The sequence below is a fragment of the Bdellovibrio sp. CKG001 genome, assembly GCF_055397465.1.
In genome coordinates this window covers 1,647,725-1,671,156 of sequence record NZ_AP029173.1, presented here as the reverse complement: position 1 = coordinate 1,671,156, position 23,432 = coordinate 1,647,725, and the positions used below count along the sequence as shown (strand labels likewise).

23 protein-coding genes are annotated in these 23,432 nt (G+C 49.6%); 14 read left to right on the top strand and 9 right to left on the bottom strand.

Annotated features, from left to right (window positions below):
• Positions 1 to 46: 46 nt before the first annotated feature.
• The 3 genes from hflX (at position 47) to ACZ50P_RS08065 (ending at position 2,959) form a co-directional block, all read left to right on the top strand.
• Positions 47 to 1,312, top strand: coding sequence for a GTPase HflX (gene hflX / locus ACZ50P_RS08075; RefSeq protein WP_464121031.1), 1,266 nt, complete (start codon positions 47 to 49; stop codon positions 1,310 to 1,312).
• Between the two features lie 106 nt (positions 1,313 to 1,418).
• Entirely contained in the window at positions 1,419 to 2,549 is a 1,131-nt protein-coding gene (locus ACZ50P_RS08070; protein ID WP_464121030.1) for a hypothetical protein, read from the top strand.
• Positions 2,537 to 2,959 (top strand): hypothetical protein, encoded by a 423-nt coding sequence (locus tag ACZ50P_RS08065; RefSeq protein WP_464121029.1) that lies wholly within the window; start codon positions 2,537 to 2,539, stop codon positions 2,957 to 2,959. Before ACZ50P_RS08070 ends, ACZ50P_RS08065 begins: the two co-directional genes overlap by 13 nt.
• 20 nt (positions 2,960 to 2,979) lie before the next feature.
• Here ACZ50P_RS08065 and ACZ50P_RS08060 read toward each other — a convergent pair whose 3' ends face one another.
• From ACZ50P_RS08060 to ACZ50P_RS08050, 3 genes are all read right to left on the bottom strand, one after another.
• On the bottom strand, positions 2,980 to 5,064 hold the full coding sequence (locus ACZ50P_RS08060) for a response regulator (RefSeq protein ID WP_464134934.1): 2,085 nt from the start codon (positions 5,062 to 5,064) through the stop codon (positions 2,980 to 2,982).
• A 3-nt stretch (positions 5,065 to 5,067) separates the two neighbouring features.
• A complete protein-coding gene (locus ACZ50P_RS08055; RefSeq protein ID WP_464121404.1) occupies positions 5,068 to 5,499 on the bottom strand; it encodes an acyl-CoA thioesterase in 432 nt (143 codons plus the stop codon).
• 121 nt (positions 5,500 to 5,620) lie between these two features.
• Positions 5,621 to 6,013 carry a helix-turn-helix domain-containing protein gene (locus tag ACZ50P_RS08050; protein ID WP_464121027.1) on the bottom strand — a complete coding sequence of 131 codons (393 nt, stop codon included), beginning with the start codon at positions 6,011 to 6,013 and terminating at the stop codon, positions 5,621 to 5,623.
• 210 nt (positions 6,014 to 6,223) lie between these two features.
• On the opposite strand from ACZ50P_RS08050, the gene ACZ50P_RS08045 reads away from it, so the two are divergent.
• The 3 genes from ACZ50P_RS08045 to ACZ50P_RS08035 are packed head-to-tail and all read left to right on the top strand — an operon-like array spanning position 6,224 to position 8,559.
• Positions 6,224 to 6,649: a response regulator gene (locus ACZ50P_RS08045; RefSeq protein ID WP_464121026.1), complete on the top strand. Its 426-nt coding sequence runs from the start codon at positions 6,224 to 6,226 to the stop codon at positions 6,647 to 6,649.
• Between the two features lie 21 nt (positions 6,650 to 6,670).
• The gene (locus ACZ50P_RS08040) at positions 6,671 to 7,174 is read left to right on the top strand and encodes a chemotaxis protein CheX (RefSeq protein WP_464121025.1); all 504 of its coding nucleotides are present in this window, start codon (positions 6,671 to 6,673) and stop codon (positions 7,172 to 7,174) included.
• Positions 7,171 to 8,559, top strand: coding sequence for an HD-GYP domain-containing protein (locus ACZ50P_RS08035; protein ID WP_464134933.1), 1,389 nt, complete (start codon positions 7,171 to 7,173; stop codon positions 8,557 to 8,559). The genes ACZ50P_RS08040 and ACZ50P_RS08035 overlap by 4 nt, the downstream gene beginning before the upstream one ends.
• Before the next feature lie 18 nt (positions 8,560 to 8,577).
• On the opposite strand, the gene ACZ50P_RS08030 is transcribed toward ACZ50P_RS08035, so the two are convergent.
• Both ACZ50P_RS08030 and ACZ50P_RS08025 read right to left on the bottom strand, forming a co-directional pair.
• The gene (locus ACZ50P_RS08030; protein ID WP_464134931.1) at positions 8,578 to 9,180 is read right to left on the bottom strand and encodes an RDD family protein; all 603 of its coding nucleotides are present in this window, start codon (positions 9,178 to 9,180) and stop codon (positions 8,578 to 8,580) included.
• Entirely contained in the window at positions 9,177 to 10,328 is a 1,152-nt protein-coding gene (locus ACZ50P_RS08025) for a CCA tRNA nucleotidyltransferase (protein WP_464134929.1), read from the bottom strand. Before ACZ50P_RS08025 ends, ACZ50P_RS08030 begins: the two co-directional genes overlap by 4 nt.
• A 110-nt stretch (positions 10,329 to 10,438) precedes the next feature.
• Between ACZ50P_RS08025 and queG the strand changes: the two genes are divergently transcribed.
• A complete protein-coding gene (gene queG, locus ACZ50P_RS08020) occupies positions 10,439 to 11,473 on the top strand; it encodes a tRNA epoxyqueuosine(34) reductase QueG (protein ID WP_464134927.1) in 1,035 nt (344 codons plus the stop codon).
• Here queG and ACZ50P_RS08015 read toward each other — a convergent pair.
• Positions 11,470 to 11,952: a hypothetical protein gene (locus ACZ50P_RS08015; protein WP_464121020.1), complete on the bottom strand. Its 483-nt coding sequence runs from the start codon at positions 11,950 to 11,952 to the stop codon at positions 11,470 to 11,472. The two genes, queG and ACZ50P_RS08015, sit on opposite strands and share 4 nt — an antisense overlap.
• A gap of 68 nt (positions 11,953 to 12,020) precedes the next feature.
• Here ACZ50P_RS08015 and ACZ50P_RS08010 point away from each other — a divergent pair, with 68 nt between their 5' ends.
• Together ACZ50P_RS08010 and ACZ50P_RS08005 are read left to right on the top strand one after the other, a co-directional pair.
• The gene (locus tag ACZ50P_RS08010; protein WP_464134926.1) at positions 12,021 to 12,947 is read left to right on the top strand and encodes an HD-GYP domain-containing protein; all 927 of its coding nucleotides are present in this window, start codon (positions 12,021 to 12,023) and stop codon (positions 12,945 to 12,947) included.
• A gap of 53 nt (positions 12,948 to 13,000) precedes the next feature.
• Positions 13,001 to 14,332, top strand: a complete 1,332-nt coding sequence (locus ACZ50P_RS08005; RefSeq protein WP_464134923.1) for a chloride channel protein — start codon at positions 13,001 to 13,003, stop codon at positions 14,330 to 14,332.
• A 37-nt stretch (positions 14,333 to 14,369) separates the two neighbouring features.
• Here ACZ50P_RS08005 and ACZ50P_RS08000 read toward each other — a convergent pair whose 3' ends face one another.
• A complete protein-coding gene (locus tag ACZ50P_RS08000) occupies positions 14,370 to 14,903 on the bottom strand; it encodes a hypothetical protein (RefSeq protein WP_464121017.1) in 534 nt (177 codons plus the stop codon).
• 19 nt (positions 14,904 to 14,922) lie between these two features.
• On the bottom strand, positions 14,923 to 15,771 hold the full coding sequence (locus tag ACZ50P_RS07995; protein ID WP_464134921.1) for a hypothetical protein: 849 nt from the start codon (positions 15,769 to 15,771) through the stop codon (positions 14,923 to 14,925).
• A gap of 167 nt (positions 15,772 to 15,938) precedes the next feature.
• Here ACZ50P_RS07995 and ACZ50P_RS07990 point away from each other — a divergent pair, with 167 nt between their 5' ends.
• From ACZ50P_RS07990 to ACZ50P_RS07975, 4 genes are read left to right on the top strand one after another with little or no spacing between them, the layout of a single operon-like run.
• A complete protein-coding gene (locus ACZ50P_RS07990) occupies positions 15,939 to 16,523 on the top strand; it encodes a hypothetical protein (RefSeq protein ID WP_464134920.1) in 585 nt (194 codons plus the stop codon).
• The gene (locus ACZ50P_RS07985) at positions 16,523 to 17,482 is read left to right on the top strand and encodes a formimidoylglutamase (RefSeq protein ID WP_464134917.1); all 960 of its coding nucleotides are present in this window, start codon (positions 16,523 to 16,525) and stop codon (positions 17,480 to 17,482) included. The genes ACZ50P_RS07990 and ACZ50P_RS07985 overlap by 1 nt, the downstream gene beginning before the upstream one ends.
• A 3-nt stretch (positions 17,483 to 17,485) precedes the next feature.
• Positions 17,486 to 18,511: a threonine aldolase family protein gene (locus tag ACZ50P_RS07980; protein WP_464134916.1), complete on the top strand. Its 1,026-nt coding sequence runs from the start codon at positions 17,486 to 17,488 to the stop codon at positions 18,509 to 18,511.
• The gene (locus ACZ50P_RS07975) at positions 18,508 to 19,587 is read left to right on the top strand and encodes a tryptophan 2,3-dioxygenase family protein (RefSeq protein WP_464121012.1); all 1,080 of its coding nucleotides are present in this window, start codon (positions 18,508 to 18,510) and stop codon (positions 19,585 to 19,587) included. The genes ACZ50P_RS07980 and ACZ50P_RS07975 overlap by 4 nt, the downstream gene beginning before the upstream one ends.
• 144 nt (positions 19,588 to 19,731) lie before the next feature.
• On the opposite strand, the gene thrS is transcribed toward ACZ50P_RS07975, so the two are convergent.
• Entirely contained in the window at positions 19,732 to 20,979 is a 1,248-nt protein-coding gene (gene thrS, locus ACZ50P_RS07970) for a threonine--tRNA ligase (protein ID WP_464134913.1), read from the bottom strand.
• A 372-nt stretch (positions 20,980 to 21,351) separates the two neighbouring features.
• Between thrS and htpG the strand changes: the two genes are divergently transcribed.
• Positions 21,352 to 23,229 (top strand): molecular chaperone HtpG, encoded by a 1,878-nt coding sequence (gene htpG / locus ACZ50P_RS07965; protein WP_464134911.1) that lies wholly within the window; start codon positions 21,352 to 21,354, stop codon positions 23,227 to 23,229.
• Positions 23,230 to 23,432: the final 203 nt, after the last annotated feature.

Here is a 23,432-nt window from a genome sequence, read left to right as displayed (position 1 = left end):
CCTGTGCGACCGTGCTAAAATTAAGACCAAGGGAGGGTTTTCCTGATTGAATAATCAAGCCCATGTAAAAGACCAGGATAGAGCCATCGTCATTGGTGTCGGTCTGAAGACCGAACCCCTTACTGAAATCAAAGAAAATCTGCTGGAACTTGAAGAGCTGGTTTCTGCCGCAGGCGGAGAAATCGTAGGATCTCTTATTCAAGTTCTGCCGCAGTGGAATCCCGCGACCCTGATCGGAACCGGCAAGGTCGAGGAAGTGGCCGAAATGGTTCGCGACAGTGGTGCCACCATTGTGGTGATGGACCATCAGCTTTCCGGGGTTCAACAGCGAAATCTTCAGCAGATCGTCAAAGCCCGCGTGATTGACCGCAATCAGCTGATCTTGGATATCTTTGCTCAGCGTGCGCAGACTTTTGAAGGAAAACTTCAAGTGGAACTTGCACAGCTGCTGGATCAAATGCCCCGCAACGTCGGCGCCTGGTTGGACTCCCTGTCTCGTCAAGGGGGCGGTATCGGAACTCGTGGGCCCGGGGAAACAGCCCTGGAAAACGACCGTCGTCGCATCCGGGAACGCGTGGCACTTATTAAGAAAAAACTTGAAAGTGTGCGCCAAAACCGCGCGCAACACAGGCAATCTCGTCGTCGTCACGAGATCCCGTCCTTTGCGCTGATCGGCTACACCAACTCCGGAAAAAGCTCTTTGCTCAACCGTTTGACCGGTGCCCAAGTGATGACCAAAAATCAGGTCTTCGCCACCCTGGACCCGACAACACGTAAGATCTTTTTGCCCGATGGCCCGCCCGCCGTCGTCACCGACACAGTGGGATTCATCCGCAAACTGCCGACACAGCTGATTGAAGCCTTTAAAGCAACACTTGAAGAGTCCTCTGAGGCCGATGTTTTACTGCATGTCGTGGATTTGTCTTCTCCCAATATGGAACGACAAATTGAAGTGGTTGAAGAGCTGATTAAGGAATTCAACTGGCAGGACAAAAAGATTATTCACGTCTTTAACAAAAGTGATATCGCACCTTTGGAAAGACAATTTAGAGTCAAAGCCTATCCCCGCGTGTTTGTCAGCGCGCTGACCGGACAAGGCATGGAACAGTTGAAAAAACTAATGGCGCAGATCGTGAGCGAGATGCAACAGGATGTTCAGCTTTATTTCCCAAGATCAGAAGAATACAAAATCTTCGATCTGGGACGCGAAGCCCAGATCCTGCGCAAGGAAACTGCCACCGAAGGAACGGTCTGCTACACGCAACTCACACCTTCACTGCTGAATCGCTGGAAAGAGTATCTGGTGAAGTAGCTCACCGACTATTAAGGATCACTTCCTTTTAAATCCCAGGATGAAGGTCCTGGGATTTTTTTATTTTTAACTTATTTTTTCCACAATTGGTCCGATAAGCCCTGAAGTGAGACACTGGGCCCTTCTTATTATCTTCAGCATTTTTAGCGGAGCAGCGACGGGGCTGGCCAACACGCCCATTTGCGTGAATGACAAGGGTGATACACGCGGACTGACGAACCAGGACATCAACCGCGCCCTGCTCAGCTCTAAAGATGCCCTTTATGCGGCTTTTCAGGCCGAACGAAAAAATCCTGCATGTGAACCGACGGGCTCATCGGGAACAAAAGCGGTCAAAGGCACTCTCACCAGTCTGGCAAGCACCTTGTCCCGCACTTCAGTTCCCCAGATAAAGAAAACCTGCATCGAGGCTTCTCTGCAACGCGAACCCGGCAACAATGGCTATAGCTGCCTGAATGGTCAGCCCAAGAAGTTTTCCAACTCCGGAAGTTCCGCACCGTGCCTGAACCGCACCACAGTGGACTTCCTGCATTTTGCGATTAACAAAGCCACGGCCTGCATCTCGGACGGAAGAATGCCGATTGATCCGCGCATTATTCTGAAAAAGATCAACAATGAAACCGCCTTTAACTTTTACATCGCCTATCCTGGTGGCGTTGGTATCGGGCAACTGGTTTCAGATCCCGTCAAGGACATCGCCGGATACACAAAAAACGGTCAATTCATCAAAGGCAATGCCTCCTATATTTTAGAAGATCTGATGAATAGCTCTCATCCCGCCTGTGCTGCCTTCAAAAGCATTCTTCAGAAAGACCTGCAAACGCCTCCAGCTCACGGTGGCGCCACCAAAAACTACTGCACGTGGGTTTCTCCGGACAAGGGATTGGCGCGCAGCCTGATCTATGGCCTGGGCTATTATGTGCATGTGCGCGACAAAGTGATCAAACCGGCCCTGGAAAAACGCGCCAGCAAACTGGCCAACAACGCCGAGGTGCTGAACTACCTCACACTGCACGCCTACGGACCCGATGGACCTAGCGGCGCCAAGTCCCTCATACGCCAGCTTCGCATCAACAACAGCACTCCTCCCGGCGAAGCTCGCGCCAAGATCGAAGGGGCCAGCGACTATCTGAAGTCCACCGAAAAGAAAATGGAAGAACTTTTGGATTTTCTGCAACCTGAACAAAAAGAAAAACACAGCAAGAGTGCCATCAAGGGGGACACATGCGTGCAATAACCCTGACCTGCGCTCTGCTCTTTATCCAACCCACTTGGGCTGGACTTAAAGTGCGGGCTGATTTCACCAGGGAATCCCAAATTTTGATCAGCAAAGCCGAAAAAGAGCCCGACAAAAACAAGCGTGCGCTTTTGTTGGGAAAACTAAAAGCGTCGCTTGAAAAGACTCTGGATCAATACGAAAAACAAAGTCCTCTGGGGGGCAGTGAGCATGAAAAAGAAGTCTCCCGCTTCCTATACACCCTGGACCCGGCATTTGACCTTGTGACTGAAAAAAAGAAGGACGCCATTCGCTGCGAACAGGCGGCCCAAGCCGTGCGCTCAAGCAACAGTCTGGGAAAAGAGGACGGCGCTGAACTGACGACTGACGCCAAAGAAGCTCTTCGCTGGATCGAAGTTCTTTGTAAATAGGTTGCCGCCCCCTGCCCGCTTTACATTCTTTTAAGATGTGACTGAAGGGCGTGCAGAAGAGTCTTTGAATCAATGGGCTTGGTCAAATGGTCAGCAAATCCCGCTGCAAAAGTGCGCTCTTTGTCTTCCTTCATCGCGTGGGCAGTCAAAGCGATGATCGGCCCCTGAAAACCTGATCTGCGAAGTTCTGACAACGTGCCATACCCATCCAATCCTGGCATCTGAATATCCAGTAGAACAAGATCATAATGCTGTTTTAGTGACTGCTGAAGGGCTTCTTCGCCACTTTCAGCCTCATAGACTTCAAGCCCCGAATGACTCAGGATTCGTTTAATGAATTCCCGATTGTCCGGCGAATCATCGACAGCCAGCACCTTGAAGCCTGCAAAAGGACTTTGCTTTATGACGGCCGAAGTCTCGACAATGTCCCTGGGGGCGACAGCATTTGCATCTTCACCTTGAAAAGTAAATTCAAAGACACTGCCCTTTTGAGGTTCACAGCGAACGATCCTGACGTCACCCCCAAGGGCATGTGCCAGATTTCTGGATAGTGCAAGCCCCAGACCGGTGCCACCAAAACGACGGGTCGAGGTGATGTCCGCCTGCGTGAACGGCTGGAACAATCGATCCGCCTGTTCTTGCGTCATGCCAATACCAGTATCCTCTATGACAAAGACAACCTTCTTGCGTGTTGCATTCACGGATTCAACACGCCCCAAAATTTTTACAGAACCTTCCGAGGTGAATTTAATCGCATTGCCTATCAGGTTCACCAACACTTGACGGATTCGGACCGCGTCGGAAACAACAACCAAATCCGCAATCTCGGCCAGATCGAAATTCAGGTAAATATTTTTTCTGGAGGCATGATCCAAGAACATGGTCAGGACTTCCTGAACCAACTTCTTAAGCCTTACCGGAGCCATGTCGATTTCAAACTTACCAGCCTCAATCTTGGATAAATCCAGAATATCATCGATGATCCGAGTCAACGACAAACCATTACGATGAATGATCTCGCTATACTTTTCTCTTTCTTCCGGCTCCAGATCCTGAGTTCCGATGATTTCCGAGAACCCAAGGATCACGCCCAAAGGAGTGCGAATTTCGTGGGACATATTCGCCAGAAAGGCTGACTTTGCATGATTCGCATTTTCAGCAGCAACCTTGGCAGACTGCAGAGCACGTTCTGCCATCACCCGATCGGTGACATTATTAATAGCCAGGACAAGGCCCTCAATTTGATCGTTCACATCGTAAATGGGCTGAAAGACAAAATCGACAAAGATCGAAATCTCTTCACCGTCAACACGACGATCATGAATTTCAAAATTCTGTGCTTCAAAGATTTTTCCCGTCTGATAGGTTTCATCAAGTCGTGCCAGAACCTGGAGTTCTTCCATCTTGGGAAATAAATCCTTGATCCTTTGCCCTTGGACATCACGCCCGCCCAGGAACAGCTCGCGGTAAAGATGATTCGTCATCGTAAAACGATGCTCAGGCCCCTCCACAACAGCCATGGCAATCGGAGCTTTTTCCAAAATAGAACGCAACTTCCTGCGTTCCGCCCGAACCTCTTGATTGGAACGAGCTAAAATTTCGTCGGCTGCACGATTTCGCAGCACCGATGTTGTCGTATCCAGAATCGTGCAAAGCATTCCCGAAATTTTTCCTTCAGAATTAAACAGCGGGGAATTGCCGTAGGTATAATAGTTTCCCTGGGGTTTACCGTCGACTTCGATATCAAACTGCACATCGGATTCTAAGACATTCCCTCCGGCCTCGACCTGTCTGACGATGGCATGCACCTGATCCCAAACCTCGGGCCACACGTCATGAAGTGCCGCCCCCAAAGCGTGTGGATGGCGATGTTTTAAAATGGGGATATAGGCGTCATTGTAAAACACACGGCGCTGAGGTCCCCATGTGCAGTACATCCCAACAGGACAACTAAAAAGAATGCGCAAGGAATTGATAAGGCCGGCATCCCACTTTTCAATGGGCCCCAGCTCAGTCTGAGACCAGTTAAAGCCTAACGTCGCCTGCACCATTGGACTGGTGCTGGCAAGCTTCCCGAATGGATTGGCTTGATTCTCTGGCGTCACAGCCTATTTTGCTTTGTTTTGCAGTCGGACTTCGCGACGTTTTTTTGCCTGCTCAAAGCGACGTCTGTCGTCGTCAGTTTCCAGAATCAAAGCTGGAACCGCCGTGGGTTTTCCCATCGAACCTAAAGCCACAAAAGTCAGGTAGGCGGAAGCTGTGTGGAAAGTCTCTCCTGTCTTGGGGTTCTCTGCATCCACCCTGACCCCGACCTCCATGGAAGTGCGGGACGTGTAGTTCACACTGGCCTTCAAATTCACCACCCATCCCTTATAGACAGGCGCCACGAAGTCCAGTCGGTCAATACTGGCTGTGACAGTTTCCTTATTACAGTGTCTTTGCGAGCAGATAGCGGCACAGATGTCGATCCAGGACATGATCGTTCCGCCGAAGACGCTTCCCAGAGAGTTGGTATGGGAAGGAAGAACCAATTGGGTCATGACCACTTGAGATTGGGATACAGGTTTTGCGTCAGCCAAGGTGCAGCCCCTTTCTAAAAAAACAAAGCGCAGGTCTGTGTCTCCACATCCTGCGCCTTAGAGTCAATCTAATCAATAAAGATTAGATGCCGCCCATACCAATATCGGAATTACCGCCACGGTTCAAACCGCCACCTGGTAGAGTCGTAGTACCTGCAACTGTCGCAGATCCAGCTGGGATCGTTTGAGTTGCGTTGTTGTTGAATGCAGTCGCGGCAGCTGCACTTTGGTTGTTGTTTTCAGCGCGAATTTCGCTTTCAACAAAGCCAAGGTGAGGCAAGCACCATACGATCAACTGTGCACGAGACTTCACATTCATTTTTTTGTAGATGTTTGTGAGGTGAAATTTAACTGTTTTCTCAGTTACAAAAAGCTGGTTCGCAACTTCCTTGTTGGACAAGCCTTTAGACACAAGTTCAGCAACTTCTGCCTCTCTATTTGAAAGACCTTTTTGAATCAGGACATCTCTGAGCATCCTTGCTCCCTCCCGCTAATTGTTTTTAGTTTTTAAATCCGTCTAAACCTTCAACGCCACCCAGGACTCATGTCCAAAAGTAGCCTCGACCACCTGTAATAAAGTCTGACAACAAAAACTGAAAATCGCAATAGCTTTGGACTCTAGTTTTAAAAAACTAGACCGATAAGCATGAGGATTTTACATAGTTTACAACCTTCAGGAGATATTATGTTTCCCACAAATACAAAGTTTTTGGTCGTTGATGACTTCGCAACTATGCGAAAAATCATTAAAAAAGTGCTAAATGAGCTGGGCTACACCAATGTTGAGGAGGCTGACGACGGTAAAACCGCCCTGCCGATGATCCAGGCCGCTCATGATGCAGGACAGCCTTACGGCTTCATTATTTCGGACTGGAATATGCCAGGAATGCAGGGCATCGACCTTTTGAAAGCCTGCAAAGCCGACCCCCGCACTAAGTCTGTGCCTTTCATGCTGGTGACAGCAGAGTCTGAACAAAAGCACATTCTTGAGGCTGCCAAAGCCGGTGTGTCGGACTATGTCGTAAAGCCTTTCAACTCAGCGACTTTGAAAGCAAAGATGGAGCGCGTTTGGGCTAAACACAACCCTTCAACTCAGGCCAAAGCTTCCTAAGCCTTTGCCCAGGAGAATTCAATGTCTGCTGCACCAAAAGTAGAGGCTCTCAATCCCCTGTTCGATAAACGTCTGATCAACGCTTTTGTTGATGGCGTTATCAAAACCCTTAAGACCATGGCGCAGACAGACGCTTCGCCAGGCAAACCCTTCATTGAGCCTCAATTTGTGCTCAAAGGGGAAATTGCCGGCATGGTCGGTATGGTGGCACCCCCACTGAAAGGCACTTTGCTGATTTCCTATGGCAAAGACAGCATCTTCCACATTCTGGAAAATATGCTGGGTGAAAAGTACACCGCCATCAATGGCGATGTTTCCGATGCCGTGGGTGAGATGACCAATATGATCTATGGTTCCGCCAAAACAACGCTGAACCAACTAGGTTATAATTTTGAAATGGCCATTCCGACTGTCATCTCCGGTGATTTCAAAATCACCCACGCTGACAAAGGCGCGACCCTGGTGATCCCTTTTAACCTGACTAACGGCTCCACATTCTACGTCGAGATTTCGGTACAACAATGAGTTCCACTTCAGGCAAGACGGTTGATGTTCTCATCGGGAGTCCCCGTGACTCCTTCTGGGAAACCATCACCGCCACCCTGAAGGGCTACTATCCCTATCAGCTGAAGCATTTTCGCGCCATCGAAGAAGCCCTGGATCACGACAGTTCTGACGGCTTTTCTCCTATCCTGGCTCTGATTGACGGACAGGATGGAACCAACCTGACCAGCGAATGGATTCAATCCACCAAAATGAATTTTCCGGACTGCCCGGTGATCGTTTTGCATTCTTCGCTGGCTCCGCTGGATTTCGAGGTTCTGAAGAAAAACGGTGCGGATCAGATCATGCACATCAACTTCGATCGCGAATTCATTTCGGACATGGTTCTACAACTGGCCCCCATCAATATGGAAGGCGATCAAATCCCGATCACGGCCCTGATGCCCGTGGATTTGCGTGACATGGATGCCGACACTCAGATCAACTTTGATGTCTATGTCCATCTACCCGCCAACCATCGCTCGGTCCTGATGCGAAGAGCTGGGGATGTCGTGGATCAAAAGCATCTGGATAAGTTCAAAAACCTGCGCCAGCAGATGTACATCAAGAAAACCCAGATGAACCAGTTCTTTGAGTACGCACGCACAGTGATGAGCATGCGTAATGTACCGTTTCCAATTTCAATGACCGAAAAGTTCCATCGTTCGAAAAAGGTGATCTATCAGATCATGGCACAATTCCTGAGCGGATCTGCCACGGATTATTCAGAAGGCAAAGAAATTCTGGAGAAATGCAAATCCATCGTGGCAGACTTTGAGCTGACCAAGGACCTGAGCGTGCATGAAATTTTCGATGAAATCTCCCGCTTCTCAGGTAACAACCGCACACTCTATCACGATTGCATCTGCCTGTCCGCTTATGCGGCCTACTTTGCCCAGCTTCTGGGGTGGCCAGCGGAAAAACGTGAATCTGCCGCCATTGCAGGACTTCTGCACAACATTGGACTGTCCAAACTTCCTGCCAGCGTCGGCTGCAAGCCGCTGAGCCAATACAGCGACGAAGAAATGGCCGAATATCATCTATATCCCGAGCGCTCAGTCAACATGGTGAAAGCCAAGAAAGTACCTTTGCCTTTGGAAATTGCCGAAGCCATTGGCCAGCACCGTGAAAGCACCAACGGTCAGGGCTTCCCCAAAAAACTTCAAGGGGGCGACATTTCAGAATTGGGTAAACTTTTGGGCTTTGCCTATCGTTTCCATGAGATGACGGCCCTGCAGGAAAATCACAAAGCCAAAACGGCCAACCAAGCCATTGCCGACCTTCGCGATGCTGCCATGAGTGGCAGTGGCGAAGTGGATCTGCTACTGACAACATCTCTGTTCAAAAAGTGGAAACCCGCAGCCTGACCCTGCGTATTGCAAAGACTATTCGAAGCTGACGTCGACGTAGTCCTGCAGATCAAACACCTCGCGCAGGTCCGCCTGACCTTCCGACCATTTGATGGATTTCAGAACCATTTCCGCAGACACCATCCCCTCATAGACATAGAGCAGAACCACCAAGGTGCCCAGGATCCAGCGGATCTGAGCTTTTCGGGGACGGGGCTTCCCCTGCACCACCCGCGTTTCCGCCACCCAGTCACACAGATGCGTGCGATCATAACGGAAAAAGGCCACCGCATAAACCGCTGCGGAAAAGAAGAAACTCAATCGCCCCACCAGGGGACGCAACAGACACTGGGACCAATGCAGCTTCTCGGTGTAGTTTTGCGAAGGCACAACTTTCAATCCCATCAGCCACTTCCCCGGCGTGGCCTGCATCAGAATCAGAAAGACACATTCATAAACTGCAGGGATCAAATAAAGCACCAGCAACTGGTTCAGGCTGACCAGAACCTCATCATCCGAAAAAAAGAGCCTAAAAAACACACCAACAAACGGCAGATAAAATGGCAAGACCACCAGTTGATCTACACTGTAGGCAAAAAGCCTTCTCCAAGTGCTGGGAACATATGCCTCTGTCATCATACTTCTTTCTTTAAATACGTCTTTAACCACTGCAAGGCCTCATCACGGCTTTGCAGCGATCTTTCCAACTGCAGTTCAAAGGCCCGCTCCAGACAGTCGCCAATCGCCTTGCCGGTCAACAAACCCTTTACATCCTCACCGTTTAAAAACGGCCGAGGCAGCTGCCTTTGCCACAAGTCCCACTGAGCAAAAAGCTCTTGTATCTGAGCCACATGCTGGGACTCCAAGAGTAGAACTCGCAACGCAAACACCACTCCGTCGCGGGTCATCTTTTGCAGTTTTTTACCCATATTCAGGTTTAAAAGGGCGAGGGCATCCTGCCACACACCCCAAGAATCTTCGATACATCGTCTTTCGCGACTGGACAGTCTCAGTAGGTCCAGAGCCTGCTCCATTTCCACTGAATCAGCTTTGCGCACAAAGAGCGCCAGGGATTGCCAGGACTCTTGAACCAAAGAGCATGACCACCAGGAATTATCGCGCATCCGGAACGCAAACAGTTCCCGCATCAATCCGGTTTGCACCATGACTTCCAGCCCCCGTTGCGCGGCCTGGGTTTTCAAAAGTTTATTCATTTCGTCGCGGATCCGCTCGCCACTGACCTTCCGAACCAGGGCCGCCATGCGAGTCATCGCCTGAATGGTTTTATCTTCGATTACAAAATTTAATTGCGCGGCAAAGCGCGCGGCCCGCAACAAGCGAAGGTGATCTTCTAAAAAACGCCCTTCAGCATCTCCCACGGTTCGCAAAATACCCGCCTTCAGGTCCGCCTGCCCGCCGACATAGTCCAAGACCTGATCCGTTGAAAGGTCATACATCAGGGCATTCACAGTAAAGTCCCGTCTTTGGGCATCGTCCATCGGTGTAGAGAAAACAACGGACTCGGGTCGTCGCCCATCCAGATAGGCACCGTCGTTGCGGAAGGTCGCCACCTCAATGTCGGCCCCCTCCACCAGAACCCGCATCACGCCAAAACTTTTTCCCACATTGACGGTCTTTTTGAACAAAGCTTCAATCTGCTCTGGTGTGGCATCCGTGGCCACATCCAAATCATTGGCCTGAATCCCCAGAAGCGCGTCGCGCACACAGCCCCCGGCCAAAAAGGCCTTGTAGCCATGGGCCTGCAGAGTGTGGTAGATTGACTCCACAGCGGACCAATGAGGGTGCGAATGAATTAGTTCCTGAACTGATTTCACCCTGACAGTGTAGAAAAAGACCGGCCCGAAAGAAAGAGTTTGTTCTTGTGACGCCACAGGAGATGAAAAGTCTGATAGATGGAACTTTAGCCGAATTGGGGTTTTCCCATTTCGGTCTGACGCCATTGAGCAGACCCCTGAGCTTTGAATTTTACAAAGAATGGCTGCAGGAAGGACTGCATGGGGACATGACCTATCTGGCAGAACACGCCCCCATCAAAGAAAACCCCCAAAGCAAATGGCCCCGGGCACAAAGCGCCCTGGTGTTTGCCATGAGTTACTTCCCCCACCCCGAGAAAAAAGCGGAATTCCCTTTAAAACAGGCCCGAGTCAGCCTGTACGCGCAGGGTATGGACTATCATTTCTGGTTCAAGGATCGCATGAGACAACTGTGTGCGAAACTGCAGGATCAGTTTCCCGAGGAGGAGTTTCTGGCATTCACCGACAGCAGTCCGGTGCTGGAAAGGGATCTTGCCAAACGCGCCGGACTGGGGTGGGTGGGAAAAAACACCTGCCTGATTCATCCCAAAAAAGGCAGCCTGTTTTTTATTGGCGAAATCTACACATCCCTGAAGTTGCAGACAGAGATCGAGCCATTACCGGACTTCTGTGGCACCTGTACACGCTGCCTGGATATCTGCCCCACCGGAGCCCTGCTTGAGCCGCGCAAGATGGATGCACGCAAATGCATCTCCTATCTGACTATTGAATCCCGCCAGGTGCCACCGGAAGATCTGCGTGAATCCATTGGCGACTGGTTCTTTGGGTGCGATCTGTGTCAGACCGTCTGCCCGTGGAACCAAAAAGTTTTCAAAGGCCAGCTGTCGATAGAAAAATCACTTCCCCTTTCACACAGCGAAGAACATCTTCTGATTGAAGATCTGCGCTATATTTTAAGCGCCTCAGGCAAGAAAATAGGCAAAGACTTTCTGGGAACTCCGCTGGCCCGGGCAGGTTCGTTCGGACTTAAGCGCAATGCCCTGCTGGTGTGTGCCAACCGCGGCCTGAAAGAGCTTCGACCCGAGGTGGAAGCTCTTCTGAAGCATGAAAAATTAGGTGAGCTGGCTCAATGGACCTTGAGCCGAATTTCAAACTAGAGACCGAGCTTTTTCAATAGATCATCGATTTCGGATTGATTCATTTTGGCCGGGGCTACTCCGGTCCCCACGCTGGCGCTGACAGATTCACCAAACTGACTGGAAACCCAGCGCAGACGTTCGATGAAGGCCTGAGGGATGGTTTCACGCAACAATCGACCTTCCTGATGAATACGCCCTAACAGGGTTTCCAAAGTCTCTGTGGCATCCAACAAAAGCGCCACGCAGATATCGAAAAATTGCTCATTTTCCTGAATCTGTGATGCCTTGTATCCCACCGCTTTGCAGATACCGGCGTAGTCCGCAATCATATGCAATGCATGATCTGGAGGCGCCATCAAGGCCAGACTCTTGGCCCCACCCATGATACGATCGACATTGTTGCCATAGTCCGCCAGCCTCTGTACCTGAGAAAAATCACCTTCAATACTTTCGAGAAGCTCGATAAGCTCTTCAATCAAGGACTTTGACTCGGACACAAAATCTTCTACAATTTCTTTATCAATCGCCATTCCATTAACGATAACAATCGAAGGATACCCAGGCAATGGATTATGTTTCTATTCGTGTGAGCACCCTGCGTGGTGATCAAAAAATCGACTTCAATGCCTACGTGAAGATCAACGACAAGATGATCCTCTACCTTCGTCGTGGAGACAGTTTTGAAGGGGAACGCTTAAAGCGCCTGAAAGATAAAAAACTGCGCAAGATGTACATCCTGACCGACGAGGAAAACAACTATCGCAGCTATCTGCAAAGAAATATTGAAACTGCCTATGACGGCACAGGCAACAAGGATATTCAAACCCGTGCGGACATCATTCAGGGGTCCCAACAAAGCAACGCCGAAGAGGTCTTTGAAAATCCGGACAACGTGGCTACCTACAATGACGCCAAAGACGCCGCCGGCAAATACGTCAACTTCCTGCTGACAAATGCTCAGGCCATGTCGGCAGTCATGAACATCGAGAACACGGATAAGACGATCTCTCACCACGGGGTCACCGTGGCAACCCTTTCGATTGCTCTGGCGCAAAAACTGGGTATCACAGATCCAAAGAAGACCCAGCTTTTAACCTTGGGAGCCTTGCTGCATGACTATGGCCACCACGCCTCCCCACTGAACTTAAATCAGCCTCTGACTCAGATGAGTGCTGCGGATACCGCTCTTTGGATAAAACATCCGGAAGAGGGTGCACAAAAAGTTCAGGACAAAAAACACTTTGATCAGACCGTGATCAACATCATCGGCCAGCATGAGGAGACAATCAATGGTTCCGGCCCCAAGGGTCTGCGTGAAAAAGAGATGGATCCGCTGGCTGTGCTGGTGTCGTCCGCGAACGCCCTGGATCGTCTGATCACCTTTGAGGGTGTTGCCAAGAATGAGGCCGCTAAAAAGTTGATGATCGAGCACGTTGGAAAGCACCCTCTGAATCATTTGCAACATCTGAATGACATTCTCAAAGGGCTGTGATTTTTTACCAGAAAAAGGTTTTCACCAGGGCTTAACAGGAGTAAGGGTTAAACATGACCTTTACTTCCCTGCGCCAGAACTGGCTTAATATCGTCAGCAAGTTTGAGTATCAGGACACCTTACGCCTGGTTCCATTTTTGATTGCAAGCTTAATCGCCGCCCTGACTTCTGTGCTTTATTCACAGGCCTTTTTCTGGAGCGAAGAGGTGGCCCTCAAGGTTGTTGAACACCTGCACTGGAGTGCTTCACTTGTCTTAACGGTCTCTCTGATTTATCTGAGCTGGTATTTGCCCTATCGATTTTCCAAACAAGCCGGTGGCAGTGGAATTCCACAAATGCTGATTGCCAATGAACTGGACCCGGCATCTGACAAGACTTTGATTCGCTCTTTGATCGGCCTTCGCACAATTTTTATGAAAATCATCGCTTCCATCGCCTGTGTTCTGGGAGGAGGCGCCGTCGGACAGGAAGGCCCCACACTTCAGATTGCCTCGGGCCTTTTTTATCGCATTGGCGAAAAGTCAACCCGGTGGATCCAACAAGTTTCGATGCGCTCCTTCATCCTGGCCGGGGGCGCTTCGGGGCTTGCCGCCGCATTTAACACCCCCCTGGGCGGTATCGCCTACGCACTAGAAGAACTCAGTAAAGATTACTTCAATAACTTCAAAACTTACGTCATCTGGTCCGTCATAACGACGGGACTTTTGGTTCAGACCTTTCAGGGAAGCTATCTGTATCTGGGATTCCCAAGTATTGAGTCCATCAGTTGGGAAACTTACCTTTGGGTTATTATCACCTCGGCACTGACCGGAATTGCCGGTGCCAGTTTTGGTTCAGTTCTTTTTTCCATTCATAAGAAAAGAAAATCTCTGACTTCGTTTATCAAACTCAGCGTGCTAAATGTCAGTTGTGGCGTTATTTTCTGGCTTTGCATCGTTTTCATCAGTCACCATTCTATCGGTGGTGGTAAGGCCTTGATTTTGGACCTGCTGTTCCGTGATTCTTCTGCAGAGGCAAAAGATGTCCTGGTACGATTGGCGGGGCCGCTCTTGATGGCTCTGGCCGGAGCTGCTGGTGGTCTGTTTGCCCCCTCACTATCGATTGGCGCCGTAATGGGCTCTTTCATGGCACAAGTGGCCTGGCCTCACAATCATCATCTCCTGATTCTGACCTGCATGATTTCATTCTTGTCCGGTTTTATGCAAACACCCTTCACTGCGTTTATTCTGATCTTTGAAATGACCGACCGCCACTCAGCCCTGTTCCCGATGATGCTCAGTGCAGCCATCGCAGTGGGCGCCTCTCGCATGTTCCACAAGCACTCCTTCTATGATCTGGTCAAAGAAGACTTCCTTCATGATCGCCAAAAAAAAGAGCCTCAATAAGAGGCTCTTTGCTCTGTCCATCCATGCATCGCTTCCACTAAAACACAAATCCTACGGTTAGCATTGGGAACAACTCATCTTGCTTCAGCTTTTCCATTCCCGGAGCAGTTTCATTCTTCTTGTATTCGATTGAACGATAGGTCAATTCCACGCCGACAATCAGCGCACCAGTGACATTCGTCAGATAGCCAAGATCCCCCTGGATCCCAGTGCCCTCTTTGTTGTCGCCCAGCTCAGCACTGGCCAGATAATGTCCCTTCACGTAAAAGCCGCTGGATCCCACATAACCCAGGGAAGCCCCCATTGCGTGACCCTCTGTGGTGTCACTATCTTCCTGCAAATTTCTGATTGTATAAATGGCGCCCAGATAAACACCGTTGCCACCTAAATATCCCAACTTGATATCATAGATGCTCGACTTGGCTTCACTTTTGGTGCCCGGAGTGATCTCGGCTGTCGTGTTGTACATAAATGCATTTGCCGTCAGCATCACACCACTGGAGGTCGCCGCTTGAGACACCCCTGAAAACAGACTGACTGCCACTACCAGTGTCAAAATCAACTTACTCATTCAGACTCCTTCCTAGAGTTTAAGGAACGTCTTTGAGTATACCGTCAGCCACCAGGGATAAAAACTTTTTTTCCATTTCTTCAGATGATAGTGCGGGCGCGGCCTTCAGGCTTAAAGAGGCCATTTCAAGAAGTTGCTTTTTTGAATACTTCCTATCTTCTTGTAATAAGTCGATGAAAAGAGCATCCACCAGGTCCAGTGGTCTTTCTCCCACAGTGGCCGTCGCAGAATTATAGATGAAGGCGTACATACCTTTGTCTCGCTTCAGGATCTGATTTTCGCGGGACAAAGTCACTATCTGCAGGCTGGGGTTTAAGGCAACAATGCCGGGCTCTGAAAGACTTTCGCCATCAAAGGGCTGAATCTCGATCCACGCCTGCACCCACTCCCAGTGAGCGGTCTCCAGAATCTCTGCCTGCCCTGGAAACTTCTGACGAAGAAAGCCAACGAAGTAACGCCAGTGATCCTGAAGCAGCCAACTGCTCCAGTCCATGTTTTGCAAATACTCATCACGCAAGCGATCCGCCGCCAGCCCCAAGTGCCCCCGAGTTTTTGGAAAAAGCAAAGCAAACAGACGCCATTGCTCGGCCGTGAACTCAAACGCCTGCCCCGATTCCACCTTGAAGGGACGCAGCCATTCCAGCGTTCGCAAAAGTTCGGCATCATAGATGGCTCGCACCTGATCGGGAATCTGCGGCTCATGGGTTTGCACCACCAGCTTTTTTGATTCTTTAAGGGTTTCCAGTTGATGACGGCGTAAAGCCCCGACTCCGACAATTTCCACATCGCGCAGGACAACCACCTCTTGCGAAGGCAGCTCCCCATTCCAGGGGAAAAACAAGTGACAGATTTGATTCTCATTGGTCATTTATATTTCAATCCTAGAAGCACACATGGCCAACGAGCAAGAAATGTTGAGTTTTACTCGGTTGTTTCCCTATAAATGCCACACATATAAGCAACTGACTCATTGAGTCAAAAAAGGTCGTCGAAATACTATTGACCGGGTTATTCTCCCATGAAAAAAGGTGGGGCATGAGAATTCTGCTTTTCGTCCTCATTCTGATTTCAGGATCTGTTGGCTTTTCTGCGCGCCCTCTTTCGGGCACGATTGAGCGCGATATTACAGGCACTTACCTGAGAGCCGATTCTGCTTGCGTTCGTTATCTTGTCGAATCCGAATCTCAAGATACGGAAGCCAACATTCGCCGCCTTTCCACGGGTGACACTGTGACAGCTTCCGGTGTTCTGGATCCAAACAGCTGCGTGGCGTACATCGAAAGCGTGGATTATGTTGGCTTGAAGAAGATGCTGGGCTACTGGCACAGCTCTGATGGTTTGCTGACTGTGCGTGACTTTAATTCTTTGAGCTTCTATCCGATCAGCGTAAAAGACTTCCAAAAAGGACAGGACTACGCAATCATCGACCCGATCACGTATCGTTACAGCGTCACTCCCTCCACGGGGAAAGACTGGGTTCTCTTCCTGTCTGACGCAACGTCCACCACCTTTGCCACTATCCGCTTTAATAAATCCCGTGCTACGATGAAAATCTATGATTCCGAAACGGGCAACGTGACTCGGACTCTTCACCTAAGTAAGTGGGGCGAATTGAAATAATGAGCTGGTTACATTCCATCGACAAACATCTTCTTTTCACCAAAAACGATAAAGAGGATCCGCGTCTCGGTGAATGCGTCCAGCTCCTTGCTAAAGGCGACCTAAGCAAACTTCCTGAATACAATTTTGATTTTGCTATCATCGGTTTTCCTGACGATGAAGGCATCGGCCTGAATGGTGGCCGCGTCGGCGCTCAGGTGGCTCCGCGTGAAATCCGCACATACCTTTATAAAATGACCCCGCATTTACAAAGCACCCGTCTGCCACAGATCCTGGATTTGGGGGACTTGATCGACAAAGAAAAACCTTTGGCCGAACGTCACGAACGGGCACGCGAAACCACGCGAACTCTGGCTCAAACTGGCAAGCGTTGGATTTCCCTGGGTGGGGGTCACGACTATGGCTATTGCGATGGCGCAGGCTTCTTGGACGTTTTTAAGGACGAGGCCGTTCTGATCAACTTTGATGCTCATATGGATGTTCGCCCAACCGATAAAGGTTTTAATTCCGGCACTCCTTTCCACCGCGTGCTTTCCGAGTTCCAAGGTCATGTGGACTTCGCAGAGGTCGGCATCCAAAATCAATGCAACAGCAAAGCTCATATCCAATGGGCCAAAAATCACGGCGCCGAGGTTTTTACTTTGGATGACGTGAACGAGCGCGGTTTGCTGGATGTTTTACAGGGTTATCTTAAAGGCAAAGAGAAAAAGAAAATCTTCCTGAGCATCGACATTGATGCCTTTACCTCCAGCGAAGCCCCGGGATGCAGCCAGTCCTGGACCACCGGGCTTTTCACAAAAGAGTTTTTAAAAAGCTATCTTTGGATGATTGAAAACTTTGATGTGCGCGGGATCGGTATTTACGAAGTTTCCCCTCCTCTGGATCAGGACAATCGCACCAGCAAGCTGGCGGCGTTACTTGCACACAATTTTATTTTTGCAAATCTAAAGAAGAGCTAGATCATGAAACGCGGTTTTGGCAGCGACAACCACGCAGGCATTCATCCTCGTATTCTGGAATCATTGCTTGCTGCCAACACTGAACACGCCCCGGCCTATGGCACTGACGTATGGACCGAAGCCGCTGTGGCAGAGTTCAAAAAACAATTCGGTCCGGATGCTCAGGTGTTCTTTGTCTTTAATGGCACGGCCGCCAACGTGACAGCACTGCGGGCTTTGGCGAAGCCTCATCAATCGGTTTTCTGCTCTGATGTCGCCCACATCCATGTGGACGAATGTGGTGCCCCGGAATACATGGTCGGCTGTAAATTACTGCCCTTGCCATCAGTGAATGGAAAGCTTCAGGTGGAGACTTTGGAAAAAGCCTTCATTCGCCGCGGAGATCAGCACTACTCCCAGACCCAAGTGCTAAGTCTGACTCAACCGACTGAATTGGGCACCACCTATTCTGTGCAAGAACTCAAAGATCTGATTCAATGGGCGAAGGCTCGCAAGCTGTATGTGCATATTGATGGCGCCCGCCTTTCCAATGCCGCTTTTTTCCTGAAGAAGACTTTCAAGGAAATCACCACGGACCTCGGCGTGGACATTATATCTTTCGGGGGCACCAAGAACGGACTGATGATGGGCGAAGCTGTTGTGATCCTGAATAAGGATTTGGCAGCGGATTTTAAATACATTCGCAAACAGTCGGCGCAACTGCCTTCGAAGACTCGCTTCATCGCCTGTCAGTTTGAAGCCTACTTCAAAAACAATCTGTGGCAGGAGATCGCGGCACATTCTTATGAAATGGCTTTGTATCTTTATGAGTCTTGCAGGAACATTCCTGGCGTCAGCGTGCGGGAGTTCCCGCAAAGCAACGCCGTCTTTGCGACGATACCCAGCCACTGGGTGAAGAAGCTGCGTGAACATTATTTTTTCTATGTCTGGGATGAAAACACTTTTGAATGCCGCTGGATGACCTCATGGGACACCCAAAAGCAGGACATCGACGGTTTCGTCCAGTTACTTAAGGAGCTTTCCCAATGAAATACCCACCGGTGCACTATCATTCCTATCTTGGTCTGGATCCTTTGCTGAATTCCCAGCATCCCAAAAGTGTGGAGTACGGAAAGCCCGCCCACGACGAATTGCTTTTCATCATCGTTCATCAGACATATGAGCTATGGTTTAAACAGATTCTTTTTGAATTGAACTCGGTTCTTTCGACATTCCAAAAGCCGGTGGTGGCGGAAGCTGAAATGGGTATGGCCAGTGCGCGCTTGGAACGTATTGTGAGCATTCTAAAACTGATCATCGGTCAGATTGATGTGCTGGAAACCATGACTCCACTGGATTTCCTGGATTTCCGTGACATGCTTTATCCGGCTTCCGGGTTCCAAAGCTACCAATGGCGTTTGATTGAAACAAAGCTGGGTCTGCGCATGACAGATCGCCTGGCTTACAACCAGTCCCCGTTCTATAAATCCTTAAGCGAATCCCAGCAGACCGAGATGTTGGAAGTCCTGAATCAGCCGTCCTTGCATGATTGCGTGGAAAAGTGGCTGGAACGAACACCGTTCCTGCAGGGTGAAAACTTCAACTTCTGGGAATCCTACAAAGAAGCTGTGAACAAAATGTTCCAGGATGACATCAATACCGTGAATAAGAATCCGCAGCTGACAGAGGACATCAAAAAGAAAACCGTGGAAGGTTTGGAACAAACCCTCAAAAGCTTCGACGCCCTGTTTGACGAAAAAGCTTTTGAAAAGCTGCGCGCCGAAGGACAGTTCCGCCTCAGTCACAAGGCCATGCATGCAGCCCTGTTAATTCAACTGCACCGCGATCAACCGATCTTGCAAACACCATTTAGAATCATCCGCGCGCTTCTGGATATCGATGAAACGATGACAACCTGGCGCTATCGCCACGCTTTGATGGCAATGCGAATGCTGGGTCAGAAGATCGGCACCGGTGGTTCCAGCGGTCACAAATACCTGGCCGATGCCACGGCCAAACACAAGATCTTCGGCGATTTCTTCAACCTGACCACGTTCCTGATCCCAAGATCGCAGGTCCCACCTCTGCCGAAATCCATCGCCGACCGCATGAGCTTCCATTATTAAAAGGTGCCTGGTTGTTTTTTCTGACTACAGCGCAGCAGTAAAAGATAAAAACTAAAAAGCCCACAGGCACAAGCACTGTGGGCTTTTTTTATAACCAGAACGCCACCTGATGCGACGTAGCCAGAAAAAACAACCAGGCACCTTTTACTGCCGGGAGCTGACCTCTTTTAGTAAGAGATCTCGCAAATCTTCGGCTGCCATTTTCTGCCGAACCGGTTCTCCTCGGCGCTGCACGCTGATCTTTCCCTCTTCCACTTCGCGATCACCGATGACCACGACATAACAGGCCTTGCTTTGCCACGCTTCGGCCAACTTTCTTTGCAGCGATTCCACCCGGCCATCGACTCGCACCCGCAAGAAAGCATTATGTAACACGCTTCGCACGTCTTCGGCCGCGGCCACATGCCTGTCGGCCAAGGGGACAATCACCACTTGTTCAGGCGAAAGCCACAACGGAAGCGCTCCTTGATAGAGTTCCACCAGCAAGGCCACCATGCGTTCGTGCGAACCAAGTGGTGCCCGGTGCAAAATCAAGGGCCGCTCTTTTTCGCCGGACTCATTGATGAAGGATAAATCAAAGCGCTCAGCACTGATAAAATCCAATTGCACAGTGGAGGCACTTTCCTCTTTCCCGAGCACCGACTCAATTTGAATATCGATTTTCGGTCCATAGAAGGCCGCCTCGCCAGACTCCTCTTCAAACTCCAGTCCGCTTTCAAGCAGGACTTCACGCAAAACATTTTCCGCCCAGTCCCACTTTTCCGGCATCGAAACATATTTATCCCCGCTGCGATCCCATTTCGACAAACGCAGACGGTATTTTTTAATGCCTAAAATCTCATAAGCCTTTTGATACATTTGCAGGACTTTCAGGATTTCCTCCTTCACCTGGGACTCACGCACATACAGATGAGCATCGTTCTGACAAAGCCCGCGCACGCGCATCAGACCAGACAGTGCACCCGACCCCTCATAGCGATAGACCTGCCCATATTCAGCCAACCGCAGCGGCAAATCACGATAGCTGCGCAGTTTGGCCGAGAAAATTCTGTGATGATGGGGACAGCACATCGGGCGCAGTCGATATCTAACACTCTCAAGATCAATGGCGGGGTACATGGATTCTTCATAATAAGGCAGATGGCCCGACTGGAAATACAGATCCTCTTTGGCGATGTGGGGGCTGACGACGCGCTGGTAACCCGCCAGAAACTCCAGCTCTCGCATAAGTTTTTCAAGCTCATCACGAATCACCACCCCCGCAGGCAACCACAATGGCAACCCCGCACCAATGGCCTCATCCACCTGGAAGTAATTCAGCTCATGGTTTAAATCTCGATGATCTTTTTGGACAAGGCTCACTCCGGCCTGTCCATTTTTAACGGAAGACATAATAAAACAACTCCTCTGCCAGCACTTTGGGCAGACGTAAAAAATTTATGAAAATGACATTGGTTTTTTAGAAGCGCGCCCACACAGGGCCGCAAAATAGAGCTTGAACCCCTACGGGGTGGTGATGGTGAGAGCTAGAATAAGGTTCGCCGATTGGCTAAAATTCATAAAATCAGGCTAACACAAAGCATCTACATCCGACCAATTAGTAATTTTTAGAGCTGCCATAAATTTAAAAGATGTCTGATGACTTTTTACACCCACGCCGCGTTAGAAAAAGTCATCATGCACCTTTTTTCTTTTCTCCGACCTTGCCAAATTCCGCCAAGGACTCACATTCAATAGGTATTTTTACCTTTTGAAGGAGTTAGTATGGCCAAGCAGGTGCAAAATTTTAACGCAGAAATTAAACAACTTCTGGATATCGTGATCCACTCTTTGTACTCCCACAAAGAGATCTTCCTCCGCGAACTTCTGTCCAACGCGTCTGATGCGATCGACAAGCTCAAGTTCAACTCCCTGACTCACCCCTCCCTTCTGCCTGAAAACTGGCAGCCACACATTCGTCTAGAGCCCAGCAGTGAAACCAAGACCTTGAAAATCATCGATAACGGCATCGGGATGACTCAGGAAGAAGTTGTCGAGTTTATCGGAACCATCGCTCGCTCAGGTGCCAAAGCCTTTATGCAAATGAATGCCGAGATGAAAACCAAGCCGGAACTGATCGGTCAGTTCGGTGTAGGCTTCTATTCCGCCTTCATGGTCGCAGACCGCGTGACCTTGCACACGCAAAAGGCGGGCTCTAACGACGGCACCGTGTGGGAATCCCAAGGAGATGGCACCTACACTTTAGACAACGTTCCTCGTCCCGAAGGCACAGGCACGACCATCACCCTGCACATGAAAACTTTCAAGGAAGAAGACGAAGTTCAGGATTTCACAGACAAGTGGGTTCTAAAATCCCTGGTGAAGAAGTATTCCGACTTCATCGCACATCCGATCAAAATGCAGGGTGAAAAGGAAGACGAGACACTCAACTCACAAAAAGCCATCTGGTTGAAGTCACCGTCTGAAGTGACCAAAGAGGAATACAAGGACTTCTACCAGCATCTGACTCAAGACTGGAACGAACCTCTGCGCACCGTTCACTACAAAGCTGAAGGCACGATGGAGTTTAATGCCTTGCTTTACATTCCGGGCAAAAAACCATGGAACTACAACATGCGTGACATGGAATACGGCTTGAGCCTTTACATCAAACGCGTGTTCATTATGGCTGATTGCAAAGATCTTCTGCCGCCATACCTGCGCTTTGTAAAAGGCCTTGTGGACAGCAGTGATTTGTCACTGAACGTGTCCCGTGAGCTTTTGCAACAAGACCGCCAAGTCACACAGATTCGCAAAAATGTGACGACCAAGACACTGGCCACGTTGAAGGACCTTTTGACGAAAGAACGCAGTGCCTATGAAGACTTCTGGACGGAGTTCGGCGCCACATTGAAAGAAGGCATCCCTTCTGATCCGGCCAACAAAGAAAAGCTTCAGGATCTAGTGCTGTTCCACTCTACGTCCTCTGACAAGATGACAACGATGGATGAATATGTTGCGCGCATGAAGGAAAATCAGAAGGATATTTACTATATCACGGGTGATTCCCTGTCTCAGGTATCCAACAGTCCTTACCTTGAAAAACTGAAGGAAAAAGGCTTCGAGGTTCTGTTGTTGGTGGACCCTGTGGATGAATGGGTTGTTGATGCCATGAACGAATTCAAAGGCAAAAAGTTGCAATCCATCATGCGGGAAGGTCTGGACCTGGACACGGCGGAAGAAAAACAAAAGAAAGAAGAAGAAAAGAAGCAGGCCGAAGTCACCTTGAAGCCGGTCTTGGAATCCATGAAAAAGACGTTGGAAAACAATGTCAAAGACGTGGTTCTTTCCGAGCGTCTGACCAACACACCTGCCTGCCTGGTTGCGTCTTCTTCTGATCCTTCTGCCCACATGCAAAAACTGATGTCACAGATGGGTAAAGAGTATGCTGGTCAAAACATCAAACGCATCATGGAGATTAATCCGAATCACCCGGTCTTTGAAAAAATGTTGAAAGCTTCTCCAGATCAACAAACCAAGTGGGCCGAGATTTTGTATGCACAGGCTTTGCTAACAGAAGGCTCCAACCTTCCTGATCCAGTGAAGTTCTCGCAACAAATTGCCGAGCTGATGGTTCAGGCGGCTGACAGCACCAAACACTAAAAAACCAAAAGCTCCCCCAAAAATGTGGGGAGCTTTTTTTTGCCTGCGAACCACACTCAATGGGTGGGTATCTTCCGAGGACTTCATTTCGGAGCTGTAATTTCCACCAAAGAAAGATTAAGAGACGGCAAAGGATGTGGGGCCTTTGTATAGAAGAAGCTTGATGGTGGTTAACTTTCCTTAACACCTTCCGATCTTCTTTC

Bases quoted from the DNA above. Each gene is read 5' to 3' on its own strand.
- ACZ50P_RS08065 (WP_464121029.1), top strand. From the start codon at position 2,537: ATGCGTGCAATAACCCTGACCTGCGCTCTGCTCTTTATCCAACCCACT.
- ACZ50P_RS08055 (WP_464121404.1), bottom strand. From the start codon at position 5,499: ATGACCCAATTGGTTCTTCCTTCCCATACCAACTCTCTGGGAAGCGTC.
- ACZ50P_RS08050 (WP_464121027.1), bottom strand. From the start codon at position 6,013: ATGCTCAGAGATGTCCTGATTCAAAAAGGTCTTTCAAATAGAGAGGCA.
- ACZ50P_RS08045 (WP_464121026.1), top strand. From the start codon at position 6,224: ATGTTTCCCACAAATACAAAGTTTTTGGTCGTTGATGACTTCGCAACT.
- ACZ50P_RS08040 (WP_464121025.1), top strand. From the start codon at position 6,671: ATGTCTGCTGCACCAAAAGTAGAGGCTCTCAATCCCCTGTTCGATAAA.
- ACZ50P_RS08035 (WP_464134933.1), top strand. From the start codon at position 7,171: ATGAGTTCCACTTCAGGCAAGACGGTTGATGTTCTCATCGGGAGTCCC.
- ACZ50P_RS08030 (WP_464134931.1), bottom strand. From the start codon at position 9,180: ATGATGACAGAGGCATATGTTCCCAGCACTTGGAGAAGGCTTTTTGCC.
- queG (WP_464134927.1), top strand. From the start codon at position 10,439: ATGAAAAGTCTGATAGATGGAACTTTAGCCGAATTGGGGTTTTCCCAT.
- ACZ50P_RS08010 (WP_464134926.1), top strand. From the start codon at position 12,021: ATGGATTATGTTTCTATTCGTGTGAGCACCCTGCGTGGTGATCAAAAA.
- ACZ50P_RS08005 (WP_464134923.1), top strand. From the start codon at position 13,001: ATGACCTTTACTTCCCTGCGCCAGAACTGGCTTAATATCGTCAGCAAG.
- ACZ50P_RS08000 (WP_464121017.1), bottom strand. From the start codon at position 14,903: ATGAGTAAGTTGATTTTGACACTGGTAGTGGCAGTCAGTCTGTTTTCA.
- ACZ50P_RS07995 (WP_464134921.1), bottom strand. From the start codon at position 15,771: ATGACCAATGAGAATCAAATCTGTCACTTGTTTTTCCCCTGGAATGGG.
- ACZ50P_RS07990 (WP_464134920.1), top strand. From the start codon at position 15,939: ATGAGAATTCTGCTTTTCGTCCTCATTCTGATTTCAGGATCTGTTGGC.
- ACZ50P_RS07985 (WP_464134917.1), top strand. From the start codon at position 16,523: ATGAGCTGGTTACATTCCATCGACAAACATCTTCTTTTCACCAAAAAC.
- ACZ50P_RS07980 (WP_464134916.1), top strand. From the start codon at position 17,486: ATGAAACGCGGTTTTGGCAGCGACAACCACGCAGGCATTCATCCTCGT.
- ACZ50P_RS07975 (WP_464121012.1), top strand. From the start codon at position 18,508: ATGAAATACCCACCGGTGCACTATCATTCCTATCTTGGTCTGGATCCT.
- thrS (WP_464134913.1), bottom strand. From the start codon at position 20,979: ATGTCTTCCGTTAAAAATGGACAGGCCGGAGTGAGCCTTGTCCAAAAA.
- htpG (WP_464134911.1), top strand. From the start codon at position 21,352: ATGGCCAAGCAGGTGCAAAATTTTAACGCAGAAATTAAACAACTTCTG.